The sequence below is a fragment of the Nonomuraea roseola genome (assembly GCF_039535395.1).
Lineage (GTDB): Bacteria > Actinomycetota > Actinomycetes > Streptosporangiales > Streptosporangiaceae > Nonomuraea > Nonomuraea roseola.
This window is the reverse complement of record NZ_BAAAXC010000006.1, coordinates 337,367-350,852: the sequence shown is the minus strand read 5'-3', so window position 1 is coordinate 350,852 and position 13,486 is coordinate 337,367. Positions and strand designations below refer to the sequence as shown.

The 13,486-nt window shown below is 71.9% G+C and carries 13 protein-coding genes; 5 read left to right on the top strand and 8 right to left on the bottom strand.

Annotated elements, in window-relative coordinates; genetic code table 11:
- Window positions 1–8 precede the first annotated feature (8 nt).
- The 7 genes from ABFX55_RS07315 to ureA form a co-directional block, all read right to left on the bottom strand.
- The gene (locus ABFX55_RS07315; RefSeq protein ID WP_346118874.1) at window positions 9–1,052 is read right to left on the bottom strand and encodes an ABC transporter ATP-binding protein; all 1,044 of its coding nucleotides are present in this window, start codon (window positions 1,050–1,052) and stop codon (window positions 9–11) included.
- Entirely contained in the window at window positions 1,049–1,912 is an 864-nt protein-coding gene (locus tag ABFX55_RS07310) for an ABC transporter permease (RefSeq protein ID WP_379478996.1), read from the bottom strand. The genes ABFX55_RS07315 and ABFX55_RS07310 overlap by 4 nt, the downstream gene beginning before the upstream one ends.
- 5 nt (window positions 1,913–1,917) lie before the next feature.
- A complete protein-coding gene (modA, locus tag ABFX55_RS07305; protein WP_379478995.1) occupies window positions 1,918–2,718 on the bottom strand; it encodes a molybdate ABC transporter substrate-binding protein in 801 nt (266 codons plus the stop codon).
- A 15-nt stretch (window positions 2,719–2,733) separates the two neighbouring features.
- Window positions 2,734–3,144, bottom strand: coding sequence for a TOBE domain-containing protein (locus ABFX55_RS07300; protein WP_346118870.1), 411 nt, complete (start codon window positions 3,142–3,144; stop codon window positions 2,734–2,736).
- A gap of 130 nt (window positions 3,145–3,274) precedes the next feature.
- The gene (locus ABFX55_RS07295; RefSeq protein ID WP_346118868.1) at window positions 3,275–4,306 is read right to left on the bottom strand and encodes an agmatine deiminase family protein; all 1,032 of its coding nucleotides are present in this window, start codon (window positions 4,304–4,306) and stop codon (window positions 3,275–3,277) included.
- 51 nt (window positions 4,307–4,357) lie between these two features.
- On the bottom strand, window positions 4,358–5,992 hold the full coding sequence (locus ABFX55_RS07290) for an urease subunit alpha (protein ID WP_346118867.1): 1,635 nt from the start codon (window positions 5,990–5,992) through the stop codon (window positions 4,358–4,360).
- 1 nt (window position 5,993) lies between these two features.
- Window positions 5,994–6,671 (bottom strand): urease subunit gamma, encoded by a 678-nt coding sequence (gene ureA / locus ABFX55_RS07285; RefSeq protein WP_346118866.1) that lies wholly within the window; start codon window positions 6,669–6,671, stop codon window positions 5,994–5,996.
- 127 nt (window positions 6,672–6,798) lie between these two features.
- Between ureA and ABFX55_RS07280 the strand changes: the two genes are divergently transcribed.
- A complete protein-coding gene (locus ABFX55_RS07280; protein WP_346118865.1) occupies window positions 6,799–7,695 on the top strand; it encodes a hypothetical protein in 897 nt (298 codons plus the stop codon).
- 15 nt (window positions 7,696–7,710) lie between these two features.
- Window positions 7,711–8,331: a DsbA family oxidoreductase gene (locus ABFX55_RS07275; RefSeq protein WP_346118863.1), complete on the top strand. Its 621-nt coding sequence runs from the start codon at window positions 7,711–7,713 to the stop codon at window positions 8,329–8,331.
- A gap of 3 nt (window positions 8,332–8,334) precedes the next feature.
- On the opposite strand, the gene ABFX55_RS07270 is transcribed toward ABFX55_RS07275, so the two are convergent.
- Window positions 8,335–9,096, bottom strand: a complete 762-nt coding sequence (locus ABFX55_RS07270) for a thymidine kinase (RefSeq protein ID WP_346118861.1) — start codon at window positions 9,094–9,096, stop codon at window positions 8,335–8,337.
- A gap of 55 nt (window positions 9,097–9,151) precedes the next feature.
- On the opposite strand from ABFX55_RS07270, the gene ABFX55_RS07265 reads away from it, so the two are divergent.
- The 3 genes from ABFX55_RS07265 to ABFX55_RS07255 all read left to right on the top strand — a co-directional run bounded on the left by ABFX55_RS07265 (window position 9,152) and on the right by ABFX55_RS07255 (window position 13,481).
- A complete protein-coding gene (locus ABFX55_RS07265; protein WP_346118859.1) occupies window positions 9,152–9,523 on the top strand; it encodes a hypothetical protein in 372 nt (123 codons plus the stop codon).
- A gap of 68 nt (window positions 9,524–9,591) precedes the next feature.
- Entirely contained in the window at window positions 9,592–11,661 is a 2,070-nt protein-coding gene (locus tag ABFX55_RS07260) for a hydantoinase/oxoprolinase family protein (RefSeq protein WP_346118857.1), read from the top strand.
- Window positions 11,658–13,481 carry a hydantoinase B/oxoprolinase family protein gene (locus ABFX55_RS07255; protein WP_346118855.1) on the top strand — a complete coding sequence of 608 codons (1,824 nt, stop codon included), beginning with the start codon at window positions 11,658–11,660 and terminating at the stop codon, window positions 13,479–13,481. Before ABFX55_RS07260 ends, ABFX55_RS07255 begins: the two co-directional genes overlap by 4 nt.
- Window positions 13,482–13,486: the final 5 nt, after the last annotated feature.

Genomic DNA, 13,486 nt, shown 5'->3' with positions numbered 1-13,486 from the left:
GTGCGCGTTCATGCCGGGTAGGCGTGTGTCTCTGTGGCCTTGACCGACGCCCAGACCTGCTGACCCGGGGCGAGGTCGAGGTCGGCGACGGCGGCAGGGGTGATGTCGGCGAAGGCGGCGATCAGGCCGTCGAGGTGGACGCGGACGTTGTCGCCGTGCCGTTCGATGCCCTCGATCGTGGCCTGCCACAGGTTGCGCGGGCTGCCGTCAGGACGGGAGCGGTAGAGGGCGACGGCGGCGGGCGGGAAGGCGACGAACGCCGGCCCTTCAAGATGCTCGGACGTGCTGAACAGCAGCTCGCCCACCGTGACCCGCGCTCCGTCGGCCATGCCGCGGTAGAGGTTGAGCCCGACCAGGCGGGCGACGTAGTCGGTGCGGGGGCGGCGGGCCACCTCGGCTGGGGCGCCCTGCTGGACGACGGCGCCGTGCTCGACGACCACGAGCCGGTCGGCGAGCACCATGGCGTCCAGCGGGTCGTGGGTGACCAGCACGGTGGCTCCGTCGAAGTCGGCGAGGTGGCGGCGCAGCTGGGAGCGGATCTCCAGCCGGGTGTGGGCGTCGAGCGCGGCCAGGGGCTCGTCCAGCAGCAGCAGCCGGGGGTGTACGGCCAGCGCGCGGGCCAGGGCGACGCGCTGGGCCTGGCCGCCGGACAGCCGGCGGGGCTTGGCGGCGGCGTGCTCGGCCAGCCCGACGCGCTCCAGCAGGGCGGCGGCGGTGCGGCGGGCCTCGGCCTTGGAGGCGCCGTGGCAGCGTGGCCCGAAGGCCACGTTGTCGAGCGCGGACAGGTGGGGGAAGAGCAGGTAGTCCTGGAAGACCATGCCGATCGGACGCCGCTCGGCGGCGGTGGTGTGCAGCGGCTCGCCGTCGAGGGTGATCCGGCTGCCGCCGGACAGGGCGGTGAGCCCGGCCAGGGCGCGCAGCGCCGTGGTCTTGCCCGCGCCGTTCGGACCGAGCAGCGCGACCACCTCGCCAGGGGCGGCCTCCAGGGTGACGTCGAGGACGAACGAGGGCCGGGTGACGACCAGCCTGGCACGCAGACCGTCGTGTGTCATGGCGTGTTCACCCACCGGTCGCGAAGGCTGGCCAGGATGATCACCGAGACGGCGAGCAGGACGAGGCTGAGCACGATGGCGGCCTCAGGCTCGGTCTCCAGCGCCAGGTAGACGGCCAGCGGCATGGTCTGGGTGGTGCCGGGGAAGTTGCCGGCGAAGGTGATGGTGGCGCCGAACTCGCCGAGCGCCCGCGCCCAGCACAGCACCGCCCCCGCCACGACGCCCGGCATGATCAGCGGCAGCGTGACCCGGCGGAACACGGTCCAGCGTGAAGCGCCGAGCGTGGCGGCGGCCTCCTCGAAGCGCTGGTCGGCGCCGCGCAGCGCGCCCTCGACGCTGATCACCAGGAACGGCATCGCCACGAACGCCTCGGCGACGACCACGCCCGCGGTGGTGAACGGCAGCGTGAGACCGAAGGTGGACTCCAGCCACTGCCCGAGCAGCCCCCGCCGTCCCAGCAGCAGCAGCAGCGCCACGCCGCCGACCACCGGCGGCAGCACCAGCGGGACGGTGACCAGCGCCCGCACCAACCGCCGCCCGGGGAAGGACACCCTGGCGAGCAGCCAGGCCAGCGGCACCCCGAGCAGCAGGCACACCGCAGTGGCGATGCTGGCGGTCACCAGCGACAACCGCAGCGCCTGCAGCACCTGCGGCTCGGCCAGCCGCTCCAGCAGCGTCGGCCAAGGGGCCCTCACCAGCAGCCCGGCGAGCGGCAGCACCAGGAAGGCCAGCCCGAGCACGGCGGGTACCAGCAGCATCCAGGGCAGGCGGCCGGCGACCCGGCGGGGCGAGTCCCGGCGGCCTGCGGGCCCGCCGCGCGAGGCCGCGCGGTCGGGGCTGGGCGAGGGCGAGGAGGTCATGGGCGTCAGGGGGTCTCGAAGCCGGCCTTGGTCAGCACGTCCTTGCCCTGTCGTGACAGCACCAGGTCGACGAACTGCCGGGCCAGATCACCGGCGGGCGCCTCGGTCAGCGTCGCGATCGGGTAGTCGTTGATCGCCTTGTCCGCCTCGGGGAAGGCGATCCCCTTCACCTTGCCCGCCGCGGCGATCACGTCGGTCCTGTAGACCAGCGCCGCGTCCACCTCACCCAGCTCGACCTTGGTGAGGGTGGCCTTGACGTCCTGCTCCAGGGTGACCGGGGTGACCTTCAGCCCGGCCGCGTCCAGCGCCTTGACCGCCGCCGCGCCGCACGGCACCTGCTGGGCGCACAGCGCGACCTTCACGTTGGCGTCGGCGAGGTCTTCGAGCTCGTCCACCTCGGCCGGGTTGTCCGCGGGGACGGCGATCTGCAGCTTGTTGCGCACGAAGGTGGCCGGCGCGCCGGCCAGTGAGGCGTCGGTGACGGTCTTCATGGTGGCCGGGCTGGCCGCGGCGAACACGTCGGCGGGCGCGCCCTGGACGATCTGCTGGGCCAGCGTCGCGCTGGAGCCGAAGTTGAACCGCACCGACGTGCCCGGATGGGCGGCCTCGAAGGCCTTGCCGAGCTCGGTGAAGGTGCCGGTCAGCGACGCCGCGGCGAAGACCGTCACCTCCTTGGCGCCGCCACCGGCCGACGCCGAGCCCGAGGCGGTGGACGCGGACGGCTGGCCGGAGCCGCACCCGGACAGGACGGCGATCGCGAGCGCGGCGGGAAGGGCGAGGGCCCAACGGGACAGACGCCTGGACACCAAGGGGGCTCCCAACTAGCTGCCGGTCACGCGTTCGTGGTCGGGGATCTCGACGACGACGTTGGTGGACTTGATGACGGCGACGGCCACGACGCCGATCTCCAGGCCGAGTTCGTCGGCGGCCTGCCGGCTCATCAGCGACACCACCCGGTACGGCCCCGCAGCGATCTCCACCTGCGCCATCACCGCGTCTTTGATCACCTCGGTCACGATCCCGCGCAAGCGGTTACGCGCCGAGGAGCGCCCGCCGTCGCCTGCCGTCCCGACCTGGGCGCGAGCGAAGGCGGCCAGGTCGGCGCCGTTGACCTGCCGGTGGCCGTGCTCGTCCCGCTCGGCCGCCAGCCGGCCCGCATCCACCCAGCGGCGGACGGTGTCGGAGCTGACCCCGAGCAGCGCGGCGGCCTCGCTGATCCGAAACGTCGTCACAAGCTCACCCTACCTGCCGCGCATGCGAGCCTGAATACCCGGCTGTCATCGCAACCGCTGGGTGATCGACGGTTCCGCCATGGCATCCACGAGGCCAGGCCTCCGGCGGCCCCGGTGGTGGCCGGATGCGTCAGGGGCGGGAGACGGCCGGTTGCTGCTGGGTGATGCAGTGGATGCCGCCGCCGCCCGCGAAGATCTCCCTGGCGTCCACCAGTTCGACCGTCCGCGACGGGAAGAGCTTGGCGAACAGCGCGGCCGCCTCGGCGTCGCGCGGGTCGTCGAAGGCGCACAGCACGACCGCGTCGTTGGCCAGGTAGTGGTTGATGTAGGAGTAGTCGACGGGCTCGCCGTCCACCTCGGTGACCGTGGGCGCGGGCACCTCGACGACCTCCAGCGCCCGTCCCCTCGCGTCGGTGTACGAGCGCAGCAGGGCGATGTTCTCCCTGCACACCTCGTGGTCGGGGTGGGAGGGGTCGGGCTGGCTGTGCGCGACGACCAGGCCGGGGCGGACGAAGGAGGCGAAGACGTCGATGTGGCCGCGCGTGCCGTACAGGCCGTAGTCGGCGGTGAGCCCGCGCGGCATCCACAGGCACTTCTCCGCGCCGATGAAGGCCCGCAGCTCGGCCTCCACCCGCTCGCGCGTCCATCCGGGGTTGCGGAACGGGTCGAGCTGGACGGTCTCGGTCAGCAGCACCGTCCCCTCGCCGTCCACGTGGATGCCGCCGCCCTCGTTGACCATCGCCGAGCTGTACGGCGCCGCCCCGGCCAGCTCCGAGACGAGCGTGCCCACCCTGGAGTCGTTCTCCCAGCGGGCGAAGCTCTGCTGGCCCCAGCCGTTGAAGACCCAGTTCGCCGTGGCGAGGCCGCCCCTGCCGTCCACCAGGAAGGTGGGCCCGCTGTCGCGCAGCCACGCGTCGTCGAGCGGACGCTCGACCACGGTGACGCCGGGGTCGAGGTAGCAGCGGGCGTCGGCGCTCTCACCGGTGTTGGCGATCATCACGACCGGCTCGTACGTGGCGATCGTGTTGGCCACCTGGCCCCACGTCCTGCGCGCGGCCTCGAGGTCGGTGAAGGTCGGGTTCGGGGTGGGGAAGGCCATCCAGGTGCGGGCGTGCGGCTCCCACTCGGCCGGCATGCGGAAACCGTGGTCTGCGGGTGTCAAGAGGGCTCCTAGCGGGAACCGCGAAGCGCGGGTGTCGTGAAGGTCGGCGGGTCAGAGGAAGTACAGGCGGCTGAGGGGCACCGAGGAGACGGGCTCGGCGCCGATCGGCCGGTCGTCGAGCGTCACCTGGCCCGTGCGCGGGTCCACCCGCACCTGGCCGAGACGGTCGTTGCGCACGAGCGAGGCAGGGCCGATCCCGCGGGTGCCGCGCACGGGCACCTGGCGGCGCCTGGTCGGCAGGGCCTGCGAGACCCGGCTCACGAAGGCGACCGACAGCTCGGCGGGGGTGGCGCCGTGACCGCCGAACTGCGGGCCGTACACCAGGGGCTGGCAGGCGTCGGTGGAGGCGTTCGGGTCGCCGGTGACGCCCCAGGCGGGAAAGCCCGCCTTGAGCACCAGCCACGGCTTGGCGCCGAAGGAGGAGGGCTCCCACAGCACGATGTCGGCCAGCTTGCCGACCTCGATCGAGCCGACCTCGTGCGAGAGGCCGTGCGCGATCGCCGGGTTGATGGTCAGCTTGGCGATGTAGCGCAGCACGCGCTCGTTGTCGGGCCCCTCCGTGGCGAAGCGCGAGGCGAGCTGGAAGGTGCGTCTGAAGGTCTCGCCCGCCCTGCCCATGCCCTGCGCGTCGGAGGAGGTGATGCCGATGACGCCCAGGTCGTGCAGTACGTTCTCGGCGCCCATCGTGCCCGCCCTGATCCGGTCGCGGGCGATCACCTGGTCGCTGGGCAGGTCGGGCTTGAGCCCGTGCGCCGCGACGATCATGTCGTAGTGCTCGCCGAGCGCGTCGCGGCCGAAGGGCAGCGTCGGGTTGGTGGAGGAGCCGATGACGTTGGCGACGCCCGCCATGCGCAGCACGTTCGGGACGTGGCCTCCGCCGCACCCCTCGATGTGGAAGGCGTGGATGGTCCTGCCCTCCAGGACGGCGAGCGTGTCCTCCACCGACAGGCACTCGTTGAGCCCGTCGGTGTGCAGGGCCACCTGGACGTCGTGCTCCTCGGCCACCCGCAGCGCGGTGTCCAGCGCCGTGGTGTGCGCACCCATGTCCTCGTGCACCTTGAACCCGCACGCGCCGCCCTCGACCAGCGCCTCCACCAGCGGATCGGCCACCGACGACGAGCCGCGCGCCAGGAAGCCGATGTTGACGGGCCAGGCGTCGAAGGCGGCGAAGGCGTTGCGCAGCGCCCAGGGGGAGTTCACGCCCACGCCCCACACGGGCCCGAACTCCTGCCCGATGATCGTGGTGACCCCCGAGGCGAGCGACGCCTCCATGATGCGCGGCGACATCAGGTGGACGTGCGTGTCGATCGCGCCCGCCGTGGCGATCAGCCCCTCGCCGGAGACGATCGTGGTGCCGGTGCCGACCACCACGTCCACGCCGTCGAGGGTGTCGGGGTTGCCGGCGCGGCCGATCGCGTGGACGCGCCCCTCGCGCACCCCGATCGACACCTTCCTGACGCCGAGCATCGCGTCGATCACCAGCACGTTGCTGATCACCAGGTCGCAGGTCTCGCGGATGGAGGCGGCCTTCAGGTGCAGCCCGTCACGGGCGGTCTTGGCGAACCCGGCGAGGAACTCCTCGCCCGGCTGCTGCGAGTCGTGCTCCACCTGGACGACCAGGCCGGTGTCGCCGAGCCGTACCAGGTCGCCCTGGCGAGGTCCGTGCACCCCGATGTAGTCGTGCACCCTAAGCCCCCTCGTATCCGCAGGCGCGCGCTCTGCGCAGCGCCTCTTCCTTCGCGCCCGGCGCGTCCAGCGGCCCGTCCACCAGCCCGGCGAAGCCGATCACCGTACGGCCGCCGCCGATCGGCGCCAGCTCGACCTCCACCGTGGCCCCCGGGTCGAAGCGCACCGTGGCCCCCGCGGGGATGTTGAGCCGCATGCCGTAGGCCTCCTCGCGGGCGAAGCGCAGGCGCGGGTTGGCCTCGAAGAAGTGGAAGTGGGAGGTGACCGAGACCGGGACCTGCGCGGTGTTGAGCACCTGCACCCGCGCGGAGGCGGGCGGCTGCATCCAGTCTCCCGCGGACACGACGGCGCCAGGCGCGGCCTCGCCCATGGAGCCGCCGCCGAACGGGTCGGTCACCACCGCGAGCCTGCTGCCGTCGTCGAACACCGCCTCGACCGTCACCTGGGTCACGATGTCGGCCACCCCCGGCAGCACGTCCTGCGGCCCGAGCACCTCGCGGCCCGCCGCGATGGCCTCGGCCAGCCTCGCCCCGTCTCTGGCCGCCTCGCACACCGCGTCGGCGATGAGCGCGGTGGCCTCGGGCACGTTCAGGCGCAGCCCGCGCGCCCGTCTGGCGCGGGCCAGCTCGGCGGCGGTGAAGAGCAGGAGTCTGTCCTGCTCGGTCGGTGTCAAGCGCATGGGTGACCTCCTCAACGGCACCAGTGGAACATCCGCAGGTGGGAACCGCTGACGCGGGTGACCGTATCGTCATACAGGTTCTCCGTACAAGCTGTCGAGAAAGGATCTACGGGCGTAGCGTGGCTGTATGCGCGAGGCACATGCTGAAGACGCGAGGACCGAGGCCAGACGAGTTATCAACAATCTGCTCGGCGAGCAGCGGCCGACGGCCGCCACGCTGATCGCCGACGCGCGCGCCACGCTGGGCGACGAGCGCGCCTCCCAGTGCCTGGAGCTGGCTCTGGGCGCCTCACTGACCAGGAGATCGGCGGAGCTGTCGTCCATCGCCGCGCTCGTGGTCGGGGTGCGGGAGCTGGGCGAGGGCTGGTGGGAGAGCGAACGGGGAGGCAAGCTGCCCGCCCCCATGGAGGTGCTGCGCACCTCGACGGCGGTCGACCCGTGGACCGATCTGACCCTGCTGGAGATGCTGGCGGCGTGGATCGCCGACGACGCGGCCGACGCGTTGTGGGGGCCCGCCGTCGCGGAGGTCGACCTCAACTCCTGGCAGGCGGAGGACCGCATCGAACTGCCCGGCACCGCACAGCCCGGCCAGCGCCTGGTCGTCCACTTCGACGCGGGAGGAAGGCTCGACGCGCTGGTGACCAGGCGTCCCGACGACGATCTCGGCTCCAACCTCGACTTCTCCTCCCTGCGCTACTCCAAGCCCGCCGAGGCGCAGTGGAGCTGGGGAGTGGCGGCGGGGCTAGGCCCCCACCGGCTGCCGGGAGAGGACCCCGACCCCTATGCCAGGACGGTGCCTGGCGACGCGGTGCGCATCCTGAGGGAGTGGGCGCTGCGACACGGCGCGACGCCGGAACAGCTGGGCGAGTCGTGGTCGGATGTCGGCGACGTGGTGGCCGCCATCGAACGGGTCGACTGGATGTGGCGCAGCGGGGAGTGGTTCGGCTGGTGGCGGGGCGCCTCGGCGCTCGTTGACGATTCGGGCTACCTGCCCCACCGCTTGGAAGAACTCGCGGCTGGTTGAGTGTTACAGCACGTCATGAAGGTAGAGATTTTCTCGGACGTGGTCTGTCCTTGGTGTTATATGGGGCACAAGCGCTTCGCCAGGGCGGCCGCGCGTCACACGGGCGAGGTGGAGGTCACCTACCGCCCGTTCGAGCTCAACCCCACGGCCACGGCCGAGGGCGAGCCGCTGCTGGAGGCGCTGCGGCGCAAGTTCGGCGGCGACGTCGCGCAGATGACCTCCAGGGTCGCGGCCGTGGGAGCCGAGGAGGGGCTGGAGCTCCACTTCGACAGGGCGGTCAGCGCGAACTCCTTCGAGGCCCACCGGCTGATCGAGCTGGCCTCCCGCCAGGGGCTGGGCGCCCCGATGACCGAGCGCCTGTTCGCCGCCCACTTCACCGACGGGCTCAACATCGCCGACGCCGAGGTGCTGGCCAAGCTGGCCGCCGAGGTCGGGGTGAGCGACACGGGCGAGGCGGGCGACGAGGTCCGCGAGCAGCTCGGCAGGGCTCGCGAGCTCGGCATCACCGGCGTGCCGTTCTTCCTGTTCGAGGGGGAGTTCGGCGTCTCGGGCGCGCAGCCGGAGGAGACCTTCCTTGCCGCGCTCGAGGAGGTCGCCGAGCGCACCGGCCGGCGTGCCGCGCCGCGGGCGCGCTGATCCTCAGGCGGAGGCGGTCAGGCTCTCCTGCGTCCTGGCCGCCCCGCCCCCGCCAGGCATCGCCCCGTCGGCCGGCGGCGCCGCTCCGTCGGTCGGCGGCGCCGCCGCGCCCTCGGCGGGCGCCGCTTGGTCCGCGGCAGGCATCGCCAGCTGGCCGCTGCGGTGGTGGCGGCGGCAGAGCACCTGGTAGCGGACGGGCGAGGCGTCGGTGTCGCCGATCACGACCTGCTCGCCGCTGCGCGCCATCGCGCCCCCGACGACGCGGGCGTTCAGCAGCCCGGGCCGCCCGCACCAGCACAGCACCTCGACCTGCAGCCTGCACACCTCGTCCGCCAGCTCGAACAGGCGCTGCGCGGCGGGGAACATCCGCGACCTGAAGTCGGAGGCCAGGCCGAAGGCGTAGACGTCCACCCCGTGCCCGTCGACCAGGTCGGCCAGCTGCTCGATCTGCTCCATGGTGTAGAAGCACGCCTCGTCGCAGATGAGGTAGTCGATCCTGTCGTGGCCCCGCACCAGCTCCACCAGGTCGAGGGAGTCGTCCACCTCGATGGCGTCGAGCCCGAGCCCTATCCTGCTGGTGACCTTCGGTCCTCCCGACCTGTCGTGCTTGGTCAGCACCAGCCCGCGCCTGCCCTGCCGTCCGTGGTTGTAGTTCATCTGGAGCGCCAGCGTGGACTTACCGCAGTCCATGGGGCCGAAGTAGAACTTCAGCACGGCGTCGCGGGCGGCGGCTGGCACGGCAGAGAGCGCGGACAATTCGGTCACAGGCCGCTAGCTTACTGGGCATCACCTATGGTCCCATCGCTATCAGGAGGCAACTGTGGCCACGGACAACCCCGCGGCGCTCGACGCGTTGATGACCCCCGACGACCTGACCGCCGCCCAGGCCGACGCCGCACGCTGGCGCTACGGCTTCTTCGTGGTCCTGACCGGCATCATCGTGATCCTCGTCGCGTTCGGGGCCGCGGTGTTCGCCACCAAGGAGTTCGCGACCATGTTCGCGGGGGTGTGCGGCGTGATCGGCACCATCATCGGCGCCTACTTCGGCATCCAGGCCGGCCAGTCGGGCAAGGCACGCGTGGAGATGGAGCTGACCAGGGCCCACGAGCTGGCCGTACGGCTGGCCGCCTACGTCGGCACCGAGCACGCCCCGAAGGTGATCGACGACGTGCTCGGCAGCAGGAGACGATGAAGAAACGCCGGTTGTTCGGCAGGTTTCGCTGATCCCCGCAGGCAGGTCCACGGGTAGAGACTGAACCCATGCGTATCGGAGTGGACACCGGCGGCACGTTCACCGACGTGGTGGCGGTCGACGAGCGGACCGGCGAGATCTTCACCACCAAGACCCCCTCGACGCCCGCCAACCCGGCCGACGGGTTCATGGCGGGCCTCGGGAAGGTCGGCGCCGCGAAGGCGGGAGCGGAGGTCACCGGGCTGGTGCACGGCACCACGGTGGCCACCAACCAGCTGCTCGAGGACAGGATCGAGGACCTCGGGTTCGTGACCACCGAGGGGTTCGAGTTCATCCTGGAGATCGCCAGGCAGAGCGTGCCCGACGGCTACGGCAACTCCTACTTCTGGGTGAAGCCGCCCAGGATCGTGCCCGTGCACAGGGTGAAGACGGTCGGCGGACGCCTCGACCACCTCGGCGCCGAGGTCAGGCCCTTCGACGAGGAGGAGGCGGCGCGGGTCGCGCGGTGGTTCAGGGAGCGGGGGATCACCGCGATCGGGGTGTGCTTCCTGCACTCCTACGCCAATCCCGAGCACGAGGAGCGCATGAGGCGGGTGCTCGAGAGAGAGCACCCTGAGGCCGTGGTCTCGCTCTCGAGCGACGTGCTGAGGGAGTACAGGGAGTACGAGCGCTCGGTCACGACGCTGGTCGACGCGGCGGTCAAGCCGACGATGCGGCGCTACATCGCCAACCTGTCCGAGCGGCTGCGCATGCCGTACTCGGTGATGAAGTCGAACGGCGGCATCCTCAGCGCCGCCGAGGTGGTGCACCAGCCGATCACCACGGTGCTGTCGGGACCGGCGGCAGGGGCGCTGGGGGCGGCGCTGATCGCCTCCACCGCGGGGCACCCCTCGGTCATCACGCTGGACGGCGGCGGCACCTCCACGGACGTGGCGGTGGTCGTGGACGGCGAGCCCTCGCTCACCACCGAGGGGTCGATCGGCCGCTACCCCTGCAAGATCCCGATGATCGACATCGTGACCGTGGGCGCGGGAGGCGGCTCGATCGCGTGGATCTCGCCCGAGGGCACGCTGAAGGTCGGTCCCAGGTCGGCGGGCGCCGATCCCGGGCCACTGTGTTACGGCAAGGGCGGCGGGGACGTCACTGTCACCGACGCGCACGTCTTCCTCGGCAGGATCCCTCCGCACCTGCTCGGCGGGGAGATCCCGCTGGACAGGCAGGCGGCCAGGGAGGGCGTCGAGGCGCTGGCGGCCAAGCTCGGCCTCACCCCCGAGCGCACCGCGACGGGGATCCTGGAGATCAGCGCGTTCAACCAGTGCAACGCGATCAGGCAGATCACCGTCAAACGCGGCCTGGACGTGCGCGACTTCCCGCTGGTGACCTTCGGAGGCTCGGGGCCGCTGCTGGCCTGCCGCCTCATCGACATCCTGGGGCTGCCCGCGGTGATCGTGCCGCCCGACCCGGGCAACGTGTCGGCGTTCGGCCTGCTCACCGTGGACGTCAAGAACGATTACGTCCGCACCCATGTCACGAAAAATCCGGACCTGGGGGTGCTGGCGGGGATCTTCGCCGAGCTGGAGGGGCAGGCGGTCGCCGCGCTCGAGCGCGAAGGCTTCACCTCGCCCGTCTGCCGGCGAAGCGCCGACCTGCGCTACTACGGCCAGGCCTACGAGGTGCGCGTCGCGGCGCCGCCAGGCCCGCTCGGCGAGGAGTGGCGCGCCGAGGTGCTCGCCCGCTTCCACGAGGAGCACGAGCGGCTCTACGGCTACGCCTACCGCGACGATCCCCGCCACGCGGTGGAGTGGGTCAACCTGAGGGTGTCGGGCATCGGCCCCATCACCCGGCCCGCCATCCCCGAGCGCCCGGGACGCGCCGAAGCGGCCCTCACCGCGCAGGGCGGGCGGCCCGTCTGCTTCGACGAGCGCGAGGGCTGGGCCGAGCGCCCCGTCCACCAGCGCGCCGACCTGCGCTGGGGCGACGTGGTCAGCGGCCCTGCCGTGATCGAGGAGTACGGCTCCACCCTGCCGCTGCACCCCGGCTTCACCGCCGAGTGCGACTCGCACGGCAACCTGGTCATCCGCGGGCACGGCGCGAGCGAACCAGGCACGAGCACGACCGAGAAGGGACAGAGCCGGTGACCGCCGTCGACCCGATCCTCGTCGAGATCGTCGAAGGGACGCTCGCCTCCGTGGAGAAGGAGGTCGAGACCGCGATCGCCCGCACCGCCCGCTCCCCGATGATCCGCGACGCCCACGACTTCCGCGCGGGCATCCACGACATCAGGCTGCGCAAGCTGACAGGCCGCTCCTACTCCGCCCTGGTCCAGCCGGTCGTGCGCGACTTCCCGCCGGAGACGATGAACCCCGGCGACGTCTTCTTCCACAACGACGTCTATCTCTCCGAGGGTGGCATCGGCCACCTGCCCGACCTCTGCGTCACCGTGCCCGTCTTCCACCGGGGCGAGGTGGTGGCCTTCGTGCAGGCCTTCGGCCACCACGACGACATCGGAGGGTCGGTGCCGGGCAGCATGCCCTCCCACGCCCGCTCGGTCTTCGAGGAGGGCCTGATGGTCCCCCCGATCAGGCTGTGGGAGCGCGGCGTGCCCAACGAGGCCGCCCTGCGCATCATGACGCGCAACTCCCGCATGCCCGACTCGCTCGCCGGTGACCTCGACGCCGAGTGCTCGGCCTGCCTGATGGGGGCGCGCCGCCTGGCCGAGCTCTTCGACCGCTACGGCAGGGCCGAGGTCGAGCGGTGCTTCGACGCCATCATCGACAAGACCACCGAGACCTTCCGCAGGGAGCTGCTGTCGAAGATCCCCGAGGGCACCTACGTCTGGGAGGACTACGCCGAGCACGACGGTGTGGACGAGCCGCGCCTGCACGCCCAGCGCATCACGCTCACCCGCGTGGAGGACAGGCTCGTCATCGACTTCACCGGCACCTCGCCGCAGGCCAAGGGCCCCATCAACCACGCGGGGGACTACGCCGACGGGGTGTTCCTGAAGAAGTGGCTGGCCCCGATCCTGCGCAACCTGGCCGACACGCCCGAGCGGATGGCCGAGCTGGACGTCAACGAGGGCGTGGTCCCGCTCATCGAGATGCGCTTCCCCGAGAAGGGGACGCTGCTGACGCCGATCTTCCCCGCGCCCACCAACGCCAGGACCTTCGTCATCCTGCGGCTGCTCGGGGTGCTGGCGGGGGTGCTGGCCAAGGCGACGAACGGGCGGATGCCCGCCGACCAGGAGACCATCCGCTACACCGGCGTGTACGGCGAGGACGGCGGCGGCGTGCCGTACCTCATGAGAGAGGTCCTGGGCGGCGGCTCGGGCGGCCGGTGGTACGCCGACGGGGAGGACACGATCCACGTGGTGCCCGACTCCCGCAACATCCCCGTGGAGTTCGCCGAGGCGCGCTGGCCCTTCAGGGTGGAGCGGCTCGGGCTCGCGGTCGACTCGGGGGGTCCTGGGCTGTTCAGGGGCGGGCTCGGCTACGACAAGCACATCAGGATGCTCGGGGACGCCTCGTACATGTCGATCGCCGACCGGTCGATCCTGTCGTGCTGGGGGGTCAACGGGGGCAGGGCCGGGCGTCCCTTCACGGTGTCGGTGGCGGGGCAGGAGATGGAGGGGCTGGTCGACGACCATCCGGTGCGGGCGGGCGAGGTCATCCGCATCCGCACCACGGGAGGCGGCGGCTGGGGCTCGCCGTACGAGCGCGATCCGGAGAGGGTGGCCGCCGACGTGCGCGACGGGAAGGTCTCGGTCGAGGGCGCCAGGACCGACTACGGGGTGGTCTTCGAGGAGGGCGCAGGGCCGGAGGGGTTCAGGGTGGACGTGCCCGCCACGGCCGAGCTGCGCGCCAGGCTGGCCGAGGAGCCCGTCAGCTTCTTCGACAGGGGACCCGGCTATCCGAGGCTCGCCGACGGCAGGACCCACGCCGAGGTGGACGAGCGGTAGCCGCG

Coding starts and splice junctions, on each gene's coding strand:
- ABFX55_RS07315 (WP_346118874.1), bottom strand. CDS start 1,052: ATGACACACGACGGTCTGCGTGCCAGGCTGGTCGTCACCCGGCCCTCG.
- ABFX55_RS07310 (WP_379478996.1), bottom strand. CDS start 1,912: ATGACCTCCTCGCCCTCGCCCAGCCCCGACCGCGCGGCCTCGCGCGGC.
- ureA (WP_346118866.1), bottom strand. CDS start 6,671: ATGCGCTTGACACCGACCGAGCAGGACAGACTCCTGCTCTTCACCGCC.
- ABFX55_RS07280 (WP_346118865.1), top strand. CDS start 6,799: ATGCGCGAGGCACATGCTGAAGACGCGAGGACCGAGGCCAGACGAGTT.
- ABFX55_RS07275 (WP_346118863.1), top strand. CDS start 7,711: ATGAAGGTAGAGATTTTCTCGGACGTGGTCTGTCCTTGGTGTTATATG.
- ABFX55_RS07260 (WP_346118857.1), top strand. CDS start 9,592: ATGCGTATCGGAGTGGACACCGGCGGCACGTTCACCGACGTGGTGGCG.